Origin of the sequence: Streptomyces rishiriensis (assembly GCF_003112535.1) — a bacterium.
Classification (GTDB): domain Bacteria; phylum Actinomycetota; class Actinomycetes; order Streptomycetales; family Streptomycetaceae; genus Streptomyces; species Streptomyces rishiriensis.
The window spans coordinates 37,532-54,893 of the sequence record NZ_BEWA01000018.1; the positions used below are offsets into that span (position 1 = coordinate 37,532).

Annotated in this window: 17 protein-coding genes; 10 read left to right on the top strand and 7 right to left on the bottom strand. The window is 73.1% G+C overall.

Annotated elements, in window-relative coordinates; all coding sequences use genetic code 11:
- The first annotated feature begins 43 nt into the window (after positions 1-43).
- Positions 44-1,261, top strand: coding sequence for a saccharopine dehydrogenase family protein (locus Sri02f_RS29640; RefSeq protein ID WP_109004405.1), 1,218 nt, complete (start codon positions 44-46; stop codon positions 1,259-1,261).
- 103 nt (positions 1,262-1,364) lie between these two features.
- Complete coding sequence (locus Sri02f_RS29645) at positions 1,365-1,613, top strand: WhiB family transcriptional regulator (RefSeq protein WP_109004406.1); 249 nt, start codon at positions 1,365-1,367, stop codon at positions 1,611-1,613.
- A gap of 126 nt (positions 1,614-1,739) precedes the next feature.
- Here the strand turns inward: Sri02f_RS29645 and Sri02f_RS29650 are convergent, their stop codons facing one another.
- The 4 genes from Sri02f_RS29650 to Sri02f_RS29665 all read right to left on the bottom strand — a co-directional run bounded on the left by Sri02f_RS29650 (position 1,740) and on the right by Sri02f_RS29665 (position 6,517).
- Positions 1,740-3,584 (bottom strand): sensor histidine kinase, encoded by a 1,845-nt coding sequence (locus Sri02f_RS29650; protein ID WP_109004407.1) that lies wholly within the window; start codon positions 3,582-3,584, stop codon positions 1,740-1,742.
- A complete protein-coding gene (locus Sri02f_RS29655; RefSeq protein ID WP_109004408.1) occupies positions 3,581-4,279 on the bottom strand; it encodes a response regulator in 699 nt (232 codons plus the stop codon). The genes Sri02f_RS29650 and Sri02f_RS29655 overlap by 4 nt, the downstream gene beginning before the upstream one ends.
- A gap of 17 nt (positions 4,280-4,296) precedes the next feature.
- Entirely contained in the window at positions 4,297-5,037 is a 741-nt protein-coding gene (locus tag Sri02f_RS29660) for a L,D-transpeptidase family protein (protein WP_109004409.1), read from the bottom strand.
- A 64-nt stretch (positions 5,038-5,101) separates the two neighbouring features.
- The gene (locus Sri02f_RS29665; protein ID WP_109004410.1) at positions 5,102-6,517 is read right to left on the bottom strand and encodes a M1 family metallopeptidase; all 1,416 of its coding nucleotides are present in this window, start codon (positions 6,515-6,517) and stop codon (positions 5,102-5,104) included.
- Positions 6,518-6,667: 150 nt separating this feature from the next.
- Between Sri02f_RS29665 and Sri02f_RS29670 the strand changes: the two genes are divergently transcribed.
- The gene (locus tag Sri02f_RS29670; protein WP_109004411.1) at positions 6,668-7,027 is read left to right on the top strand and encodes a DUF488 domain-containing protein; all 360 of its coding nucleotides are present in this window, start codon (positions 6,668-6,670) and stop codon (positions 7,025-7,027) included.
- A 13-nt stretch (positions 7,028-7,040) separates the two neighbouring features.
- Here Sri02f_RS29670 and Sri02f_RS29675 read toward each other — a convergent pair whose 3' ends face one another.
- Positions 7,041-8,714 carry an FAD-binding dehydrogenase gene (locus tag Sri02f_RS29675; RefSeq protein WP_109004412.1) on the bottom strand — a complete coding sequence of 558 codons (1,674 nt, stop codon included), beginning with the start codon at positions 8,712-8,714 and terminating at the stop codon, positions 7,041-7,043.
- A 17-nt stretch (positions 8,715-8,731) separates the two neighbouring features.
- Positions 8,732-9,373 carry a TetR/AcrR family transcriptional regulator gene (locus Sri02f_RS29680; protein ID WP_109004413.1) on the bottom strand — a complete coding sequence of 214 codons (642 nt, stop codon included), beginning with the start codon at positions 9,371-9,373 and terminating at the stop codon, positions 8,732-8,734.
- A 130-nt stretch (positions 9,374-9,503) separates the two neighbouring features.
- Here Sri02f_RS29680 and Sri02f_RS29685 point away from each other — a divergent pair, with 130 nt between their 5' ends.
- The 3 genes from Sri02f_RS29685 to Sri02f_RS29695 all read left to right on the top strand — a co-directional run bounded on the left by Sri02f_RS29685 (position 9,504) and on the right by Sri02f_RS29695 (position 12,276).
- Positions 9,504-10,133: an alpha-ketoglutarate-dependent dioxygenase AlkB gene (locus Sri02f_RS29685; RefSeq protein ID WP_109004414.1), complete on the top strand. Its 630-nt coding sequence runs from the start codon at positions 9,504-9,506 to the stop codon at positions 10,131-10,133.
- Between the two features lie 148 nt (positions 10,134-10,281).
- The gene (locus Sri02f_RS29690; RefSeq protein ID WP_109004415.1) at positions 10,282-11,031 is read left to right on the top strand and encodes an MBL fold metallo-hydrolase; all 750 of its coding nucleotides are present in this window, start codon (positions 10,282-10,284) and stop codon (positions 11,029-11,031) included.
- 9 nt (positions 11,032-11,040) lie between these two features.
- Complete coding sequence (locus Sri02f_RS29695; RefSeq protein WP_109004416.1) at positions 11,041-12,276, top strand: DUF4032 domain-containing protein; 1,236 nt, start codon at positions 11,041-11,043, stop codon at positions 12,274-12,276.
- A gap of 45 nt (positions 12,277-12,321) precedes the next feature.
- On the opposite strand, the gene Sri02f_RS29700 is transcribed toward Sri02f_RS29695, so the two are convergent.
- Positions 12,322-13,194 (bottom strand): universal stress protein, encoded by an 873-nt coding sequence (locus Sri02f_RS29700; protein ID WP_109004417.1) that lies wholly within the window; start codon positions 13,192-13,194, stop codon positions 12,322-12,324.
- 61 nt (positions 13,195-13,255) lie between these two features.
- Between Sri02f_RS29700 and Sri02f_RS29705 the strand changes: the two genes are divergently transcribed.
- The 4 genes from Sri02f_RS29705 to Sri02f_RS29720 all read left to right on the top strand — a co-directional run bounded on the left by Sri02f_RS29705 (position 13,256) and on the right by Sri02f_RS29720 (position 17,295).
- On the top strand, positions 13,256-13,612 hold the full coding sequence (locus tag Sri02f_RS29705; protein ID WP_109004505.1) for a VOC family protein: 357 nt from the start codon (positions 13,256-13,258) through the stop codon (positions 13,610-13,612).
- Positions 13,613-13,757: 145 nt separating this feature from the next.
- Complete coding sequence (locus Sri02f_RS29710) at positions 13,758-15,434, top strand: NAD(P)/FAD-dependent oxidoreductase (protein ID WP_109004418.1); 1,677 nt, start codon at positions 13,758-13,760, stop codon at positions 15,432-15,434.
- Positions 15,431-16,945, top strand: coding sequence for an ATP-binding protein (locus Sri02f_RS29715; RefSeq protein ID WP_245970866.1), 1,515 nt, complete (start codon positions 15,431-15,433; stop codon positions 16,943-16,945). The genes Sri02f_RS29710 and Sri02f_RS29715 overlap by 4 nt, the downstream gene beginning before the upstream one ends.
- Positions 16,942-17,295 (top strand): UBP-type zinc finger domain-containing protein, encoded by a 354-nt coding sequence (locus Sri02f_RS29720; RefSeq protein WP_109004419.1) that lies wholly within the window; start codon positions 16,942-16,944, stop codon positions 17,293-17,295. The genes Sri02f_RS29715 and Sri02f_RS29720 overlap by 4 nt, the downstream gene beginning before the upstream one ends.
- Positions 17,296-17,362 lie beyond the last annotated feature (67 nt).

Sequence of the window (17,362 nt, forward strand, 5' to 3'; positions counted from 1 at the left end):
TCGCACACTTTCGTTCGCACTCTCAACCGAGGGAGTTCTCGTCATGCGTGTCCTTCTCGTGGGCGCCGGCGGTGTGGGCACCGCCATCACCCGGATCGCCGCCCGGCGTCCGTTCTTCGAGGCGATGGTCGTCGCCGATCACGACCCGGCGCGGGCTTCGGCAGCCGTCGCCGCGCTCGACGGCGACGACCGGTTCCACGCCGAGCGTGTGGACGCCTCCGACGAGGCGGCCGTGACCGCCCTGCTCGCCCGCCACCGCTGTGACGTCCTGCTCAACGCCACCGACCCACGGTTCGTGATGCCCCTGTTCCACGCGGCGCGCGCCGCCGGGGCTCACTATGTCGACATGGCGATGTCGCTGTCGCGACCGCACCCGGAGCGTCCCTACGAGGAGTGCGGCGTGCGGCTCGGCGACGCGCAGTTCGCCGAGGCCGACGAGTGGGCCGAGGCGGGCGCTCTGGCCCTGGTCGGCATGGGCGTCGAACCCGGGCTGTCGGACGTCTTCGCCCGGTACGCCGCCGACGAACTCTTCGACGAGATCGAGGAGATCGGCATCCGCGACGGCGCGAACCTCACCGTCGAGGGCCACGACTTCGCGCCCTCCTTCAGCATATGGACCACGATCGAGGAATGTCTGAACCCGCCGGTGGTCTACGAGGCGGACCGGGGCTGGTTCACCACCGCGCCCTTCAGCGAGCCCGAGGTGTTCGACTTCCCCGAAGGCATCGGGCCGGTGGAGTGCGTGAACGTCGAGCACGAGGAGGTGCTGCTCGTGCCGCGCTGGGTGAAGGCGCGCAGGGTCACCTTCAAGTACGGCCTGGGCGGAGAGTTCGTCGAGACCCTCAAGACGCTGCACCGGCTGGGGCTCGACCGCACCGCGCCGGTGGCCGTGCCGAGCGAGCGGGGCCCGGTGCCGGTCTCGCCGCGGGACGTGGTGGCCGCCTGTCTCCCCGACCCGGCGACGCTGGGCGAGTTGATGCAGGGCAAGACCTGTGCGGGCACCTGGGTACGGGGCGTCAAGAACGGCGCGCCACGCGAGGTCTACCTCTACCACGTGGTCGACAACCAGTGGTCCATGGCCGAGTACGGCAGCCAGGCCGTGGTGTGGCAGACGGCCGTGAACCCAGTGGTGGCCCTGGAGTTGCTCGCCACCGGAGCCTGGTCCGGCGCGGGCGTGCTCGGCCCCGAGGCGTTCCCGGCCCGGCCGTTCCTCGACCTGCTGACGGAGTACGGCTCCCCTTGGGGTCTGCGGGAGCAGTGAACGTTTTTCCGGGCTCGCCCTGTTTCAGCGCCGCCGTGCCGGTGACCCGATCGGAAGCAACACATCCGGAAAAGCGCATACGACTCGATCGCAGGTGACTTCGATGGACGACTGGCGAGAGCACGCCGAATGCCGCACCGAGGACCCCGACCTCTTCTTCCCGATCGGCACCTCGGGCCCGGCACTGCTGCAGACGGAACAGGCGAAGGGGGTCTGCCGACGCTGCCCGGTGCGCGAACCGTGCCTGGAATGGGCCATGGAGACCGATCAGACCCTCGGGGTGTGGGGCGGCACGAGCGAGACGGAACGCCGCGCCCTCAAGCGCCGCATCAGGGCGCGCCGCAGTGCCTGACCCCGTACCGCCCAACCCCGCAATGCCCGACCCCGCGGTGCTCGGCCCCGGAACGCGCTCCTGCGGCCGGGCGGGGGTACCGGCCGGGGTGTCGCCTCTCGCGGGCGGTCGCCTCGGCGGGGCTTGTCAGCCGTCCGCGGGCGGCGGCGCGGCGGGCAGCCTCAGAGTGAACACGCTGCCCGCGCCGGGGGTGCTGGCCGCTTCCGCCGTGCCGCCGTGAGCGGCCGTCAACTGCCGGACGATCGGCAGACCGAGGCCGCTGCCGCCGGTGCGGCGGCTGCGTGACTTCTCGGCACGCCAGAACCGCTCGAAGACGTGCGGCAGATCCTCTTCGGCGATGCCCGTGCCGGTGTCGGCGACCGCCAGCACCACTTCGGGGCCGTCGCCTCGCGCGCTCAGCGTGATCGTGCCGTCGGGCGGGGTGTGACGGACGGCGTTGGCGACGAGGTTGCCGAGCGCCTGCCGCAGCCGTACCGGGTCGGCGTCCAGCCAGGGCACGCCCTCGGTCTCGGTGCGCAGGGCGACTCCGGCCCCGTCGGCCGCCACTCGGTGGGCGGCGGCGACCTGGGCGAGCAGTTCGTCGGCGGGCACCGGCTCGCGGCGCAGCAGCAGGGCGCCGGCGTCGGCGGCCGCGAGGTCGCGCAGGTCGTCGATGACCCGCTGCAGGACGAGGGCCTCCTCGTGCAGGGCGCCGAGCAGTTCGGCGTCGGGCTCGACCAGTCCGTCGCGCGTGACCTCCAGCCAGCCTCTTATGTTGGTGAGCGGGCTGCGCAGTTCGTGGGCGACGTCGCTGACCAGGGCCTTGCGCTGGGCCTCCAGACGTTCCCGGCGCTCGGCGAGGTCGTTGAACGCCTCGGCCAGGATCCCGGTCTCGTCCCGTGTCGTGACGGGCACGCGCGCGTGCCGGTCCGGGGGCTGCTGCGCGGCCTCGGTGAGAGCGCGCAGGGGCCGCACGAGACGGGTGGCGACGACCGCGCTCACGGCGACGGTGACGGCCAGCACCAGGCCTGCCGCGCCGACGACCTTCGTCTTGTTTGCCGGTGACATGTCCCAGCGGGGCGCCGCGCCGCTGTCCCCGCCGCCGAGGAACAGTTCGGCGACCGGCGCGACGTACGGGTCGAGCTGCGCGCGGCGGGCCTCCTCCAGGCAGGTCTGGGCCGCGCGCCCCCTCCTGGCGTCGCCCACCTTGACGAACGCGGGCGCGGGGGTGGCGTCCCGGCCGCTGACGCCGGGGGTGCCCGCTCCGAAGTACAGGGGCGTGTCCGGGTCCAGGCCCACGCGGACCAGGCACGGGATCGCGTGGGCCTGGAGCGCGGTCAGCGCCTTCTGTTCGGTGGGGGTGGGCGTGTCGAGCTGTCCGTCCGCGCAGCCCTCGGGCACGTAGTCGGTGGTCGCACCGCCGTCGGCGCCGGTGAGCACCGGGCGGCCGCTCGGGGTCAGGGCGACGGTCGTCTCGAGGCCGTAGCGGGAGAAGCACCGCTGTCGGGCGTGCGCCACGGCGTCGAGCTTCTGGCGTTCGCTCGTGGTGAGCCGGTAGGGGCCCACCACGCGCGGGTCGGTGCCGCTGAGTTGGGCCCCGCGTTCGGTGTACGTGTCGGTGCGCAGGGGGTCGACGGTGGCGGCGGCGCGAGGAGGCAGCGAGGTGCCGCGCGGCGCGGAGTCGGCGAGGGGCGTGCGGTCGGCGCCGGTCAGGGCGATGCGCCGGCCGGTCCTGGCGGACAGGTCGCGCACCGTCCGCTGGACGCCTGCCCAGTCGGGATGCGTGGCCGCGTAGCCGCTGAGCCGGGCGAGGATGTCCATGTCGTCGGCCAGGGCCTGGCCCTGCTCCTCGCGCAGCGCACGGGTGGTGGTCGTGACCGCCAGCCACGCGGTGGCGGCCACCGAGCACACGGCGATCAGCACCGACGCGCTCAGCAGGCGCACCAGCAGCCGTTTGCGCACCGGTATCCGGACCCGGGTTGCGCCCGTCACGCGCGGCCGCCGCTGAGCTTGTAGCCGACGCCGAACACGGTGAGCAGGCGTACGGGTCTGCGCGGGTCGGCCTCGATCTTCCGGCGCAGGTTCATGATGTGGACGTCCACGGCCCGTTCGGTGGAGGAGCGGTCGAAGCCGTGGGTGCACTGGAGCAACTGCCGCCGTGAGAAGACCCGTTCGGGTTCGGCGGCCATCGCCAGCAGGATCTGGAACTCGGCGGGCGTGCAGTCCACGGGTGCGCCGTCGCACCGCACCTCGTGCCGCTCCGGATCGACGGCGAGGCCCGCGGCCCGCACGACGCGCTCGTCGCGGCGGTCGGCGCCGGGACGTCCGCTGCGCCGCAGGACGGTGCGGATGCGGGCCATGAGTTCACGCGGGCTGTACGGCTTGGTCATGTAGTCGTCGGCGCCGAGTTCCAGGCCGAGCAGCACATCGTCCTCGGCGGCGCGGGCGGTGAGCATCAGCACCGGCAGGTCGTCGTCCCGGCGCAGCACCCTGCAGACCCCGAAGCCGTCGATGACCGGCAGCATCAGGTCGAGGACGACGAGGTCCGGCCGGTCGCGCCGTACCGCGTCCAGCGCGGCGGAGCCGTCGTGCACCACGGTGGCGGTGTGCCCCTCGGCGACGAGCGAGCGGCGGATGAGTTCGGCCTGCATCGGGTCGTCCTCGGCCACCAGCACATGAGCGCACACGCCACGACTCCGTTTCCTCAGCGGGCCAGAGAGGCATGGTCGCCCATGACGACCACGGGGTGCAGCGCGGGGTCGAGCGTGCGCAGCAGTTCCTTCATGTGCTCCTCGGCGATGCTCACACATCCGTGCGTGGGCCCGCCGTGGTCGACGTGGAACCAGATGCCGCCGCCGCGGCTCGCGCCGAGCGGCCGGGTCCAGTCGAGCGGTGAAGTGCCGGGCTCGCGGTTGTAGTTGATGGCGACCACGTAGTCGAAGGAACCGTCCAGCGGCTCACCCTCGAAACCGGTGCCCGGCGAGTGGAAGCCGGGGCCGTGGTCGTAGGGCAGCTTCGCGCCGGGGTCGGCCAGCAGCCCGCCGGCGTCGGTGAGGCCGTAGACGCCGATGGGCGAGCGCAGGTCGCCGCCCGTGTGCCGGTCGCTCCAGCCGTGCAGCGCGTTGTGCGCGGGCCAGGACGTGCCGGGCTGCCAGCCCGATCCGGTGCGCCGGTACAGGACGACCGTGGAGAGCGGCGAGTTCCTGCCGCGGCCGCTCACCACGACCACCTGCCGTGCGTTCGCCGGAACCGCCGCCCGGGTCCTGGCCCCGAGGCCGGGTATCTCCCGCTGCACCGCCCCCGCGGAGGCGTCGGGCCCGGGAGGCGCCGGGGCGCCCCTGACGGCGGACGTGGGGTGCGCTGGTCCCGCGGACGCGGCCCCGCCGCATCCGGTGAGCAGAAGGGAGGCAGCGAGAAGCGCTGCACGGGGGCGGTGCATGATCATGAGGTGACCTTGGCCGAGAGATGTGTGGAACTCGTCAGGTTCCGCATGCCCGTTCGGCCGGGGATCACGGGTGGCGGGGCTTGCCCTTCGTGTAGAGCCAGGTCGTGAACAGCCGGTCGAGGTTCTTCCCGGACTGCCGTTCCGCGAGACGTTCGAACTGGGCGCTGGTGCCGTGGCCGTAGCGGTGCTGCCCGGCCCAGGCGCGCAGGACGCGGAAGAAGTCGCGGTCGCCGACGGCGGTGCGCAGGGCCTGCAGGGTCATGGCTCCCCGGGCGTAGACGGGGGTGCCGAAGATGTTGGCGCCGCTGCCTGGGGCGCCGGGCGGGAACGCCCACAGGCCGTCGGTGGCAGGGCGGGCGTACAGGGCGTCGAAGGACTTCCGGGCGCTGTCGCCGCCGTGCTGCTCGGCGTAGAGCCACTCGGCGTAGGTGGCGAAGCCCTCGTTGAGCCAGATGTCCTTCCAGGACGTGAGGGAGACGGAGTCGCCGAACCACTGGTGGGCGCTCTCGTGGACGAGCGTGCTCAGGTCGGGGGCGCTGTCGTACACCGGCCTGGTCTGGGTCTCCAGCGCGTAGCCGACGTCCGGGGCGTGGTCGACGATGGAGCCGGCCGCACGGTAGGGGTAGGGCCCGAACAGCTTGCTCTCCCACTCCAGCACCGAGGGCAGCTTCTTCAGCACCGGCCCGGCGGCAGCGGCCTCCCGCGCGTCCACGGCGTCGTAGACCTTGACGCCGTCGCGGGTCGTGTACTGCGTGACCTGGAACTTCCCCACGGTGGCGGTGGCCAGGTAGGCGGCCATGGGTTCGGTCTGGCGCCAGTGGAAGGTGGTCCTGCCCTTCCTGGTGCGCTGTCCGAGCAGGACGCCGTTGGCGACGGCGGTGCGGCCCTGGGGGACGGTGAGGGTGAAATCGTAGGAGGACTTGTCGAGGGGATGGTTGTTCGCCGGGAACCAGGTCATGGCGCCCTGCGGCTCGCCCGCGACGAACGCGCCGTCGTCGGTGGGGATCCAGCCGTCGAGGGAGCCGTCCGGGTCGGTGACCGGGCCGGGGGTCCCGCTGTAGGTGACGGCGACCTGGAACCGCTCGCCCGCGCGCAGGGCGCGCCGGGGCGTGACGACGAGCTCCTGGCCGTCGCGCCGGTGTGCGGCCTTGACGTGGTCGACCGTCAGGCCGGTGATCTTCAGCCCCTTGAAGTCGAGGTCGAAGCGGGTGAGCCGCTGGGTGGCGCGGGCGGTCAGGACGGCTGTGCCGTCGAGGTGGCGGCCGGCCGGGTCGTAACGCAGGGTCAGGTCGTAATGGCTCACGTGGTAGCCGCCGTTGCCCGCGAGCGGGAAGTAGGGGTCGCCGACGCCGGCCGTGCCGACGGGGCCGGCCGCCACCGCGGGTCCGGCCGCGGTGAGCAGTGCGGCCACGGCGACGGGTACGGTGGCGGCGACGGCCTTGCGGCGCAGCCGGGCGGGGCGTCTGCGGGGGTGTGTCACGTGCGCTCCTAGGGGGTGGCGGATGATCAACCCCCCTCAGACTAGGGACCGGGCCCGCCGCTTCTCCCCCTCATTCAGGTCAAGCCGGGCGGGAGTGTCGGACGCCACGCGTCTACGCTGGGAGAACCCGCCGACCCGAGGACGGCCACCATGACGGTCCGCGTTCGCCGCGTCTACGACCCGCCCGAGCCCGAGGACGGTGTGCGCGTCCTCGTGGACCGGCTGTGGCCGCGGGGGGTGTCCAAGGAGGCGGCCCGTGTGGACGAGTGGCCCAAGGGGCTCACCCCGTCCACCGAGCTGCGCCGTTGGTATCACGCGGGCGAGGGGACGTACGAGGAGTTCGCCCGCCGCTACGAGGCCGAACTCGCCGAGCCCGAGGCGCGCGAACTCCTCGGCCACGTGGGCGATCTGGCCGGGCGGGGGCCGGTGACGCTGCTCACCTCCGCGAAGTCGCCGGAGCAGAGCCACACGGCGGTGCTGGTCCGCCTGCTGGAGGCGGACCGGCGCTGACGACGCGCGGACGTCAGCCCGTCTGCTTCGCCGCCGCCCGTCCGGCCGCCCGCCCGGAGAAGAGGCAGCCGCCGAGGAAGGTGCCTTCGAGCGCGTTGTAGCCGTGGACGCCGCCGCCGCCGAAGCCGGCGACCTCGCCTGCCGCGTACAGGCCCTCGACGGGCTGTCCGTCGGCGCCCAGGGCGCGCGAGTCGAGGTCGGTCTGGATGCCGCCGAGCGTCTTGCGGGTGAGGACGTGCAGTTTGACGGCGATCAGCGGGCCGGCCTCCGGGTCGAGGACGCGGTGCGGGGTGGCGACGCGGCCGAGCCGGTCGCCGATGTAGCGGCGGGCGTTGCGGATGCCCTGGATCTGGGCGTCCTTGCTGTACGGGTTGGCCATCTGCAGGTCGCGGGCCTCGATCTGCCGGCGCAGGGTGTCCGCGTCGAGCAGCGCCTTCTCCGTCAGCCCGTTCATCTTCTCGACCAGCTTCTCCAGGGTGTCGGCGATCACGAAGTCCGCGCCGTGGTCGAGGAACGCCTGCACCGGCGCCGGGGCGCCCTTGCCGAGCAGCCGGTCGCGCAGGACGGCCTTGCGGTCCTTGGCGGTGATGTCCGGGTTCTGCTCGGAGCCCGACAGGGCGAACTCCTTCTCGACGATTCTGCGGGTGAGGACGAACCACGAGTGGTCGTACCCGGCGATGTCCTCGGTGGTGCGCAGGTGCTTGAGGGTGTTGAGGGTGTCGTAGCCGGGCAGGCAGGGGTCGGGCAGCCGGCGGCCGAGCGCGTCGAACCACATCGAGGACGGGCCGGGCAGGATGCGGATGCCGTGGCCGGGCCAGATGGAGTCCCAGTTCCGGATGCCCTCGGTGTAGTGCCACATGCGGTCGCGGTTGACGAGGCGGGCGCCGGCCTCGGCGCTGATGTCGAGCATCCGGCCGTCGACGTAGGCGGGGACGCCGGTGACCATCTCGGCGGGCGGGGTGCCCAGCCGCTCGGGCCAGTAGCGGCGGACGATGTCGTGGTTGGCGCCGATGCCGCCGCTGGTGACGACCACGGCCTGGGCGGTCAGTTCGAACTCGCCGATCGGGTCGCGGTTGGAGGCGACGCCGCGCGCGGAGTCGTCGGCGGCGAGGACCGTGCCGCGCACCCCGCGCGCGGCGCCGTCCGCCAGGACCAGCGCGTCGACGCGGTGCCGGTGGTAGAAGGTCAGCAGGCCGTCCCTGGCCGCCTGCTTGGCGTAGCGGGCGAAGGGTTCGACGACGCCCGTGCCCGTCCCCCAGGCGACGTGGAAACGGGGCACGGAGTTGCCGTGGCCGTCGGCGCGCAGGTCGCCGCGCTCGGCCCAGCCGACGGTCGGCACGAAGGAGATCCCGTGCCCGGCGAGCCAGGTGCGCTTCTCCCCCGCCGCCCACTCGACGTAGGCGCGCGCCCAGCGCACCGCCCAGGAGTCCTCGTCCTCGGTCCGGTCGAACCCCGCGCTGCCCTGCCAGTCGCTCCAGGCGAGGTCGAAGGAGTCCTTGACGCCGAGCCGGCGCTGCTCCGGGGAGTCGACGAGGAAGAGTCCGCCGAAGGACCAGAACGCCTGGCCGCCGAGGTTGGCGGCGTTCTCCTGGTCGACGAGGGCGACCCGTCGGCCTCTGCTGGTGAGTTCGTGTGCCGCCACGAGGCCCGCGAGGCCCGCTCCGACGACGATGACGTCCGCATCCATGGCGTGGGTTGCCTTTCTCATTCGGAACATCCGGGAGGGGTGCTGCCGTCGGTCAGCAGCGCGGTGAGGAGCTGCTTCAGCCAGCCGCGGGCGCGGTCCACGTCCTTGTCCAGCAGCAATTGGGTGGTGACCCCGTCGTAGGCGGCCACCACCGCGTGGGCGGCGGATTCGGCGTCGCCGAGGACGGCGGGCAGCGGGGTGTGGCCGCGTGCCCGGGCCAGCCGGTCGGCGATCGCGCCGCGCAGTCTGGTCCGGTGCTCCAGGAGGGTCTGCGCGACCGTGGCGTCACGGGCGGCGTGCACCAGGAAGTCCGTCTTCACCAGCAGCCAGTCGAGGTCGAGGAGGAGCACCTCGGTGACGCGGTCCACGGAGGCCGGCACGGCGAGGTCGGGCCCGTCGGCGGCGAGGGCGTCGGCGACCTGCTGGGCGATGAGGTCGGCGCGCTCCTGGTAGAGGGCGAAGAAGAGCTCGTCCAGGCTGGCGAAGTTGGAGTAGAAGGCCCCCCTGCTGTAGCCGGCGGCGTCGCAGACCTCCTCGATGGAGACCCGGCCGAAGCCCTTGGCGGCGAACACGGCGAACGCGGCGTCGAGCAGGTTGGCACGGGTACGGGCCCGCCGCCGGGTGACGCGTCCCGTCGGCTCCGGCTGCCGTACGACCATGGGTGGACCTCCGTTCGATACGTGAATGTATCCGATACGAAGATGTATCGAAAGGGCCCGCATCAGGGCACCCGCACGGGGCGGGCCGACAGTAACGAACACATTTTCGATTAAGGAGTACGCTGGACGCATGACCGCGCACCACCTCCAGGGCTCCCTCTTCGACCAGGCCGACGAACTGCGCCTCGGCCCGCTCGACGGGCTCCGCCGCACCACGCTCGGGGCGGGCGCCTGGATCGACGTCCTCCCGGGCTGGCTCACCGGCTCGGACGCGCTGTTCGAACACCTGGCGGCCGAGGTCCCCTGGCACGCCGAGCGCCGCACGATGTACGACAGCGTCGTCGACGTGCCGCGCCTGCTGGCGTTCTACGGAGCGGACGACGGCCTGCCCCACCCGGTGCTGGAGGAGGCCCGCCGGACCCTGTCCGCTCACTACGCCGACGAGCTGGGCGAACCGTTCGTCACCGCCGGCCTGTGCCACTACCGCGACGGCCGGGACAGCGTCGCCTGGCACGGCGACCGGATCGGCCGCGGCGCCCGGGTCGACACGATGGTCGCGATCCTCTCCGTGGGCTCCCCGCGCGACCTGCTGCTGCGTCCGGCGGGCGGCGGCGAGACGGTGCGGCGCCCGCTGGGGCACGGCGACCTGATCGTGATGGGCGGCTCCTGCCAGCGGACCTGGGAACACTGCGTCCCCAAGTCCACCCGCGCCGCCGGACCGCGCATCAGCGTCCAGTTCCGCCCGCGCGGAGTGGGCTGAGCCCACCCGAAGCCCACCCGAAGCCCGCGCGAGCCGGACGCGGTCCGCTCCGGCGGGCCGGTAGCCCGCCCGGCCCCGCCCTCCGCCTCTTCCCGGCGGTCTGCTTTGCTGTCCCCGTCGAGCACCTCGGGAACAACACGGGACGGCCATGCGGGCAGACGTACGGCAAGTGGCGGACGGCACCTACCTGGTGCACGGCAGCAACACCAACTGGGTCATCCTCACCGACGGGGACGCGGTCACGCTGATCGACACCGGCTACCCGGGAGACCGCGGGCTGGTCCTCGACTCCCTGGCCTCCGTGGGCAGTTCCCCGGAGGCGATCACGGCCGTGCTCGTCACGCACGCCCACAACGACCACCTGGGCTCCGCCGAGCACCTGCGCGCGACGTACGGCGTCCCGGTGTATCTGCACGAGGCCGAAGTGCCGCACGCCCGCCGCGACTTCCTCCAGCAGGTGAGCGTCGGCGAGGTGCTGCGCAACGCCTGGCGGCCGGGCGTGCTGCCGTGGATGGTGCACGCGCTGCGCTCAGGCGGCACCGAACAGCACCCGGTCACCGCGCCCGAGGCGTTCCCCGTCGCCGAGGGCCCGCTCGACCTGCCCGGCCGGCCGGTCCCGGTGCACACCCCGGGCCACACCGACGGGCACACCGTCTACCACCTCCCGGACCGCGGGATCGTCGTGTCGGGGGACGCGCTGGTCAGCGGGCACCCGACGTCGCGCCTGCGCGGTCCGCAGCTGCTGCCGGACATGTTCCACCACGAGCGCGCCCGCGCGGTCGCCTCGCTGGACGTGATCGCGGAGCTGACGGGCGAGCTGCTGCTGCCCGGACACGGACCGCTCCACCAGGGCTCCGTGAAGGCGGCGGCCCAGCAGGCCCACGAGCGCGCCGTCTAAGGTCAGGCCATGGCTTTGCAGATCAGCGCCACCAACCCGGAGCACCCGGCACTCCTGCTGGAACTGCCCTGGCACCTGCCCCTGGAGGAGTGGCCCGAAGAGGTCCTGGTCCCGCTGCCGCGCGGCATCTCCCGCCACGTGGTGCGCTACGCCCGGGCCGGCGACGAGGTGATCGCCGTCAAGGAGCTCGCCGAGCGGCCCGCGCTGCGCGAGTACGAGCTGCTGCGCGGCCTCGACCGGATCGGCATCCCCGCCGTCGACCCGCTGGCCGTGGTCACCGGACGCGCCGACGGCGACGGGGCGGCCCTGGAGCCGGTGCTGGTCACCCGGCACCTGGGCGGTTCGATGCCGTACCGCTCGATGTTCGAGACGACGATGCGTCCGGCCACCATGCACCGGCTGATGGACGCCCTCGCCGTCCTGCTGGTGCGACTGCACCTGGCCGGGTTCGCCTGGGGCGACTGCTCGCTGTCCAACACGCTGTTCCGGCGGGACGCCGGCGCCTACGCCGCCTACCTCGTGGACGCCGAGACCGGCGACCTGCACCCGCAGCTGAGCACCGGCCAGCGCGAGTACGACCTCGACCTCGCCCGCGTCAACATCAGCGGCGAACTGCTGGACCTGGAGGCCTCCGGGGCGCTGCACCCGTCGGTGGACCCGATCGAGTTCGGCAGGGAGATCTGCGCCCGGTACGGGGCGCTGTGGCAGGAGCTGACCCGCACCTCGGTCTACCCGGCGGGCGAGTACCACTACATCGAGCGCCGGATCCGCCGTCTCAACGAGCTCGGCTTCGACGTCGCCGAGATGCAGATCGAGCACTCCTCCAACGGCGACACGGTCGCCTTCGTGCCCAAGGTCGTCGACGCGGGCCACCACCAGCGTCAGCTGCTGCGCCTGACCGGCCTGGACACCGAGGAGAACCAGGCCCGGCGGCTGCTGAGCGACCTGGAGAGCTGGATGGCCACCCAGGACGACTACGCACCCGGCGACCCGCTCGCGGCCCGCCCGGAGGTGCTGGCGCACCGCTGGGTGCGGGACGTCTTCCGGCCCACCGTGCGGGCGGTGCCGCTCGACCTGCGCGGCTCGATGGACTCCGCGGAGATCTACCACGAGCTCCTCGAACACCGCTGGTACCTGTCGGAGCGCGCACAGCACGACATCGGGCTCGACACCGTGGTCGAGGACTACATCAGGAACATCCTGCCCAAGGCGCGCGAGACCCTGGAGCCGACCCTCCCGGAGTGACTCCGGGAGCGCCTTCTCACAGGTACGGCGCGGACCCGGGGCGGGTCAGTCGTGGGGCACGACGGCGACCGGGCAGTCCGCGTGGTGCAGGACGCCGTGCGCCACGGAGCCGATCCGGGCGCCGACCGCCGTGCGGTGGGCGCGGCGGCCGACCACCATCAGCTGCGCCCGGCCGGCGACCGACAGCAGCACCTGGCCCGCGCTGCCCATCTCCACGTGCTCCACCACCGGCACGTCGGGGAACCGCTCCCGCCACGGCAGCAGCGCCTCGGCCAGTGCCTTCTTCTCGTACGGCTCCAGACCGCCGGCCTCGTCGAGGAGCTTGAGCGAGCCGGGGCTGTAAGCGAACACCGGCGGCAGCGTCCAGGCCCGCACCGCGCGCACGCCCGCGCCCCGCGCGGCCGCGGTCTCGAACGCGAAGCGCAGGGCCGGCGCGCTGTCCTCGGGCTCGCCCTGCTGACCGACGACGATCTCGCGCCCGGCCGCCTCGGCCGACGGGCGGTCGCCGGCCCGCACCAGCACGACGGGGCGTGCGGCCTCGGCGATCACCTGCCGGCCGACCGACCCCAGCAGGAATCCCACGACGGTTCCGTGTCCGCGCGAGCCGAGCACCAGCAGTTCCGCCTCGGCGGCGGCGGCCACCAGCGACTCCACCGGGCCGCCCTCCTCGACGTCGGCGGTGACGCTCAGCGCGGGGTGCCGCCCGGCGACCGCCGCCACGGCCCGCTCGACCGCGTCGCGCACCCATCGCTCCTGCGCGTCGCGGTCCGCCACGTCGGCCGCCGCGTTCGGCTGGAACCGCCAGGCGTGCACCACCCGCAGCGCCAGGTCGCGCCGGACGGCCTCCCGGGCCGCCCAGGCGAGCGCCGCGAGGCTCTCGTCCGTCCCGTCGACGCCTGCCGTGATCGGGCCCGTCATCCCGCCGCCTCCTCGTGTCGTGATCACATCGGTCGGGGTCAGTCTTCACTACGCTGCCGGCATGACTCTGGAGTGGGAGCAGACGGTGGTCGACGCGGCCGACCCGGTGGCGTTGGGACGCTGGTGGGCCGCGGCCCTGGGCTGGGTGGTGGTCGGCGACGCCGCCGACGAGTACGAGATCCGGCCGCAGCGGGACCGGTTGCCGGGTCTGGTCTTCGTTCCGGTGCCGGAGGGGAAGACCGTCAAGAACCGGCTCCACCTCGACTTCCGCCCCGACGACCAGCGGGCCGAGGTGGACCGCCTGCTGTCCCTGGGCGCCCGGCGCGCGGACGTCGGCCAGGGCGAGCAGCCCTGGGTGGTGCTGGCCGACCCGGAGGGCAACGAGTTCTGCGTGCTCGGAGTGCGGCAGCAGGCTTGACGGCGTGCGCCCCGCTCTGTGCCGGGAGCGCACGGTCCACCGGCCTCCCGCAGCGGACCGGGGCGATCGAACATACGATGGGCGGAGCCGGCGCGGGGCTCTGCCGTGCCGCCACGAGCAACGAACCTCTCGGGGTGGGAGACGTATGGCACAGGCCGCCGACACCGCGCGGACCGTCATCCTGACCGTGGACGACGACCCGGGGGTATCCCGGGCCGTCGCCCGTGACCTCAGGCGCCGCTACGGCGCCTCGTACCGGATCGTGCGGGCCGAGTCCGGCGAGTCCGCGCTGGACGCCCTGCGCGAGCTGAAGCTCCGCGGCGACCTGGTGGCCGTCATCCTGGCCGACTACCGGATGCCGCAGATGAACGGCATCGAGTTCCTCGAGCAGGCCCTGGACGTGTACCCGGGCGCCCGGCGGGTGCTGCTGACCGCCTACGCGGACACCGGCGCGGCCATCGACGCGATCAACGTCGTCGACCTCGACCACTATCTGCTCAAGCCGTGGGACCCGCCCGAGGAGAAGCTCTACCCGGTCCTGGACGACCTGCTGGAGGCCTGGCTGTCCAGCGACCACCGGCCCGTGCCGGCGACGAAGGTCGTCGGGCACCGCTGGTCGGCGCGCTCCTCCGACGTGCGCGAGTTCCTGGCGCGCAACCAGGTCCCCTACCGCTGGTACTCCGCCGACGAGCCCGAGGGCCGGCGGCTGCTCGCGGCGGCCGGCGTGGACGGACAGCGGCTGCCCCTGGTGGTCACCGCCGACGGCACGCCCCTGGTCGAGCCGGACGCGCCCGAACTGGCCGCCCACGTCGGGCTGGCGACCACGCCGACCGCCGACTTCTACGACCTCGTGGTGATCGGCGGCGGACCGGCCGGCCTCGGCGCGGCCGTGTACGGGGCCTCCGAGGGGCTGCGGACGGTGCTCGTGGAGCGCTCGGCGACCGGCGGACAGGCCGGGCAGAGCTCGCGCATCGAGAACTACCTGGGCTTCCCCGACGGTGTGTCCGGGGCCCAGCTCACCGACCGGGCGCGGCGGCAGGCGAGCAAGTTCGGCGCCGAGATCCTCACCGCGCGCGAGGTGACGGGGCTGGAGGTCAACGGGTCCGCGCGGGTGGTGCGGTTCTCGGACGGCTCGGCGGTGGCCGCGCACAGCGTGATCCTCGCGACCGGCGTGTCCTACCGGCAGCTGGCCGCCCCGGGCTGCGACGACCTGACCGGCTGCGGGGTGTACTACGGGTCCGCGCTCACGGAGGCGTCCTCCTGCCAGGGGCACGACGTGTACATCGTCGGCGGCGCCAACTCCGCCGGGCAGGCGGCGATGTACCTGGCCAGAGGCGCCAAGTCGGTCACGCTGCTGGTGCGCGGGGAGTCGCTCGCGGCGTCGATGTCGTACTACCTGATCCAGCAGATCGAGGAGGCGCCCAACATCTCGGTGCGCCCCGGCACCGTGGTCGAGTCCGCGCACGGGGACGGCCGGCTGGAGCAGCTCACGCTGCGGGACGTGGCGAGCGGGCGGACCGAACTCGTCGACGCGCAGTGGATGTTCGTGTTCATCGGCGCGGCCCCGCTGACCGACTGGCTGGACGGCACGGTGCTGCGCGACGAGCGCGGGTTCATCCTCGCCGGCCCCGACCTCACGCCGGACGGGCGGCCCCCGGCCGCCTGGGAGCTCGACCGGCCGCCGTACCACCTGGAGACCAACATCCCCGGCGTGTTCGTGGCGGGCGACGCGCGCGCGGAGTCCGCCAAGCGCGTCGCGTCCGCCGTCGGAGAGGGAGCCATGGCCGTGATGCTCGTCCACCGCTACCTGGAGCAGTCATGAGCGGGAAGCTGATGCCGTGCAGCCCGGCCGAGATCAGCTCGCTGTTCCTGTTCGAGAAGCTCTCCCCCGAGCAGCTGGGACGGCTGTGCGGCGAAGGCCGGGTGGAGAAGTTCGAGCCCGGCCCGGTGTACACCGAGGGCGACCCGGCGACCTGCTTCTACGTGATGCTCGACGGCACGGTCGTGCTGTACCGCCGGGTCGGCGCGGACGACGTCGAGGTCAGCCGTACGTCCCAGCGCGGGGTGTACGCCGGGGCCATGCAGGCCTACCTGGGCGACCGGGTGCCGCAGGTCTACAACAACTCGATGCGGGTGACCGAGCCGACGCGGTTCTTCGTACTGCCCGCCGAGTCGTTCTCGGCCGTCATGCGGGAGTGGTTCCCGATGGCGGCCCATCTGCTGGAGGGGCTGTTCTTCGGCTCGAAGAACACCCAGCGGGCGATCGGCCAGCGCGAACGGCTGCTGGCGCTGGGCTCGTTGTCGGCCGGCCTCACGCACGAGCTGAACAACCCGGCCGCGGCGGCGGTGCGGGCCACCGCCACGTTGCGCGAGCGGGTGGCGAAGATGCGGCACAAGCTCGCCGTCATCGCGTCCGGCGCGTACCACCCCGAGGCCCTGACGCGGCTGATAGAGATCCAGGAGCGCACGGCCGAACTGGTCGCCAAGGCCCCGGTGCTGAGCCCGCTGGAGGCCTCCGACCGGGAGGACGCCCTCGCCGACTGGCTCGACGACCACGGCATCGAGGAGGGCTGGCGGGTCGCGCCGACGTTCGTGCAGGCCGGGCTCGACGTGGGCTGGCTGGAGCAGGTCGCGGCCGCCGTCGAGCCGGACATCCTGCCCGGCGCGGTCGGATGGCTCAACTACACGGTCGAGACCGAGCTGTTGATGGACGAGATCGGCGACTCCACCAACCGCATCTCCCATCTCGTCGACGCCGCCAAGCAGTACTCGCAGCTCGACCGCGCCCCCTACCGGGTCGTCGACGTGCACGAACTGCTCGACTCCACGCTGCTGATGCTCTCGGGCAAGATCGGCGGGCGCATCGAGGTCGTCAAGGACTACGACCGCACGCTCCCGCAGGTCCCGGCCTACCCGGCCGAGCTGAACCAGGTGTGGACGAACCTCGTCGACAACGCCGTCTTCGCCGTCGACAGCACCGGCGGGGAAGGCACGCTGACGGTGCGGACGGCTCGCGAGGGCGACCGGCTGCTGGTGGAGTTCCGCGACACCGGGCCCGGGATCCCGCCGGACATCCGGGAGCGGATCTTCGACCCGTTCTTCACCACCAAGCCGGTCGGCGAGGGCACCGGTCTGGGCCTGGACATCTCCTGGCGGATCGTCGTCAACAAGCACCACGGCAGCCTGCAGGTGGAGTCCGTTCCAGGCGACACCCGGTTCCAGGTGCTGCTGCCGCTGACCGCCCCCGACCCCGAGAACGCCCAGGACGAGCACGGGCAGCCCGAGAACGCCCAGAACGCCGAGAACGCCGAGAACGCCGAGGAGACGGTATGACCGACGTGGACCCCATCGACCCGAGCGTGCCGCCCAGCGGCGCGGGCTGCGTGGAATGCGACGCGAGCGGCGGCTGGTGGTTCCATCTGCGGCGCTGCACGAGCTGCGGACACATCGGCTGCTGCGACTCCTCCCCCGCCCAGCACGCCACCGCGCATTACAAGGCCACCGGGCATCCGCTGGTGCGCAGCTACGAGCCGGGCGAGGAGTGGTTCTGGGACTACTCCACCGACGAGCTGTACGAGTCCGGGCCGGAGCTCGCCCCTCCGGTGAGCCACCCCGCGGAGCAGCCGACGCCGGGGCCGGCCGGCCGGGTGCCCGCGGACTGGGCCCGCTCGCTGCGTCGCTGAGGCCGGCGCGGGCCGCCGGGCAGGGCTTCCGTTCCTGGTCGTGGGCCGCGCTGTCGGTGGCGCGTGC

Excerpts from the sequence above, each read along its gene's own strand:
- Sri02f_RS29640 (WP_109004405.1), top strand. The coding sequence starts at position 44 with ATGCGTGTCCTTCTCGTGGGCGCCGGCGGTGTGGGCACCGCCATCACC.
- Sri02f_RS29645 (WP_109004406.1), top strand. The coding sequence starts at position 1,365 with ATGGACGACTGGCGAGAGCACGCCGAATGCCGCACCGAGGACCCCGAC.
- Sri02f_RS29660 (WP_109004409.1), bottom strand. The coding sequence starts at position 5,037 with ATGATCATGCACCGCCCCCGTGCAGCGCTTCTCGCTGCCTCCCTTCTG.
- Sri02f_RS29670 (WP_109004411.1), top strand. The coding sequence starts at position 6,668 with ATGACGGTCCGCGTTCGCCGCGTCTACGACCCGCCCGAGCCCGAGGAC.
- Sri02f_RS29675 (WP_109004412.1), bottom strand. The coding sequence starts at position 8,714 with ATGGATGCGGACGTCATCGTCGTCGGAGCGGGCCTCGCGGGCCTCGTG.
- Sri02f_RS29680 (WP_109004413.1), bottom strand. The coding sequence starts at position 9,373 with ATGGTCGTACGGCAGCCGGAGCCGACGGGACGCGTCACCCGGCGGCGG.
- Sri02f_RS29685 (WP_109004414.1), top strand. The coding sequence starts at position 9,504 with ATGACCGCGCACCACCTCCAGGGCTCCCTCTTCGACCAGGCCGACGAA.
- Sri02f_RS29690 (WP_109004415.1), top strand. The coding sequence starts at position 10,282 with ATGCGGGCAGACGTACGGCAAGTGGCGGACGGCACCTACCTGGTGCAC.
- Sri02f_RS29695 (WP_109004416.1), top strand. The coding sequence starts at position 11,041 with ATGGCTTTGCAGATCAGCGCCACCAACCCGGAGCACCCGGCACTCCTG.
- Sri02f_RS29700 (WP_109004417.1), bottom strand. The coding sequence starts at position 13,194 with ATGACGGGCCCGATCACGGCAGGCGTCGACGGGACGGACGAGAGCCTC.
- Sri02f_RS29705 (WP_109004505.1), top strand. The coding sequence starts at position 13,256 with ATGACTCTGGAGTGGGAGCAGACGGTGGTCGACGCGGCCGACCCGGTG.
- Sri02f_RS29710 (WP_109004418.1), top strand. The coding sequence starts at position 13,758 with ATGGCACAGGCCGCCGACACCGCGCGGACCGTCATCCTGACCGTGGAC.
- Sri02f_RS29715 (WP_245970866.1), top strand. The coding sequence starts at position 15,431 with ATGAGCGGGAAGCTGATGCCGTGCAGCCCGGCCGAGATCAGCTCGCTG.
- Sri02f_RS29720 (WP_109004419.1), top strand. The coding sequence starts at position 16,942 with ATGACCGACGTGGACCCCATCGACCCGAGCGTGCCGCCCAGCGGCGCG.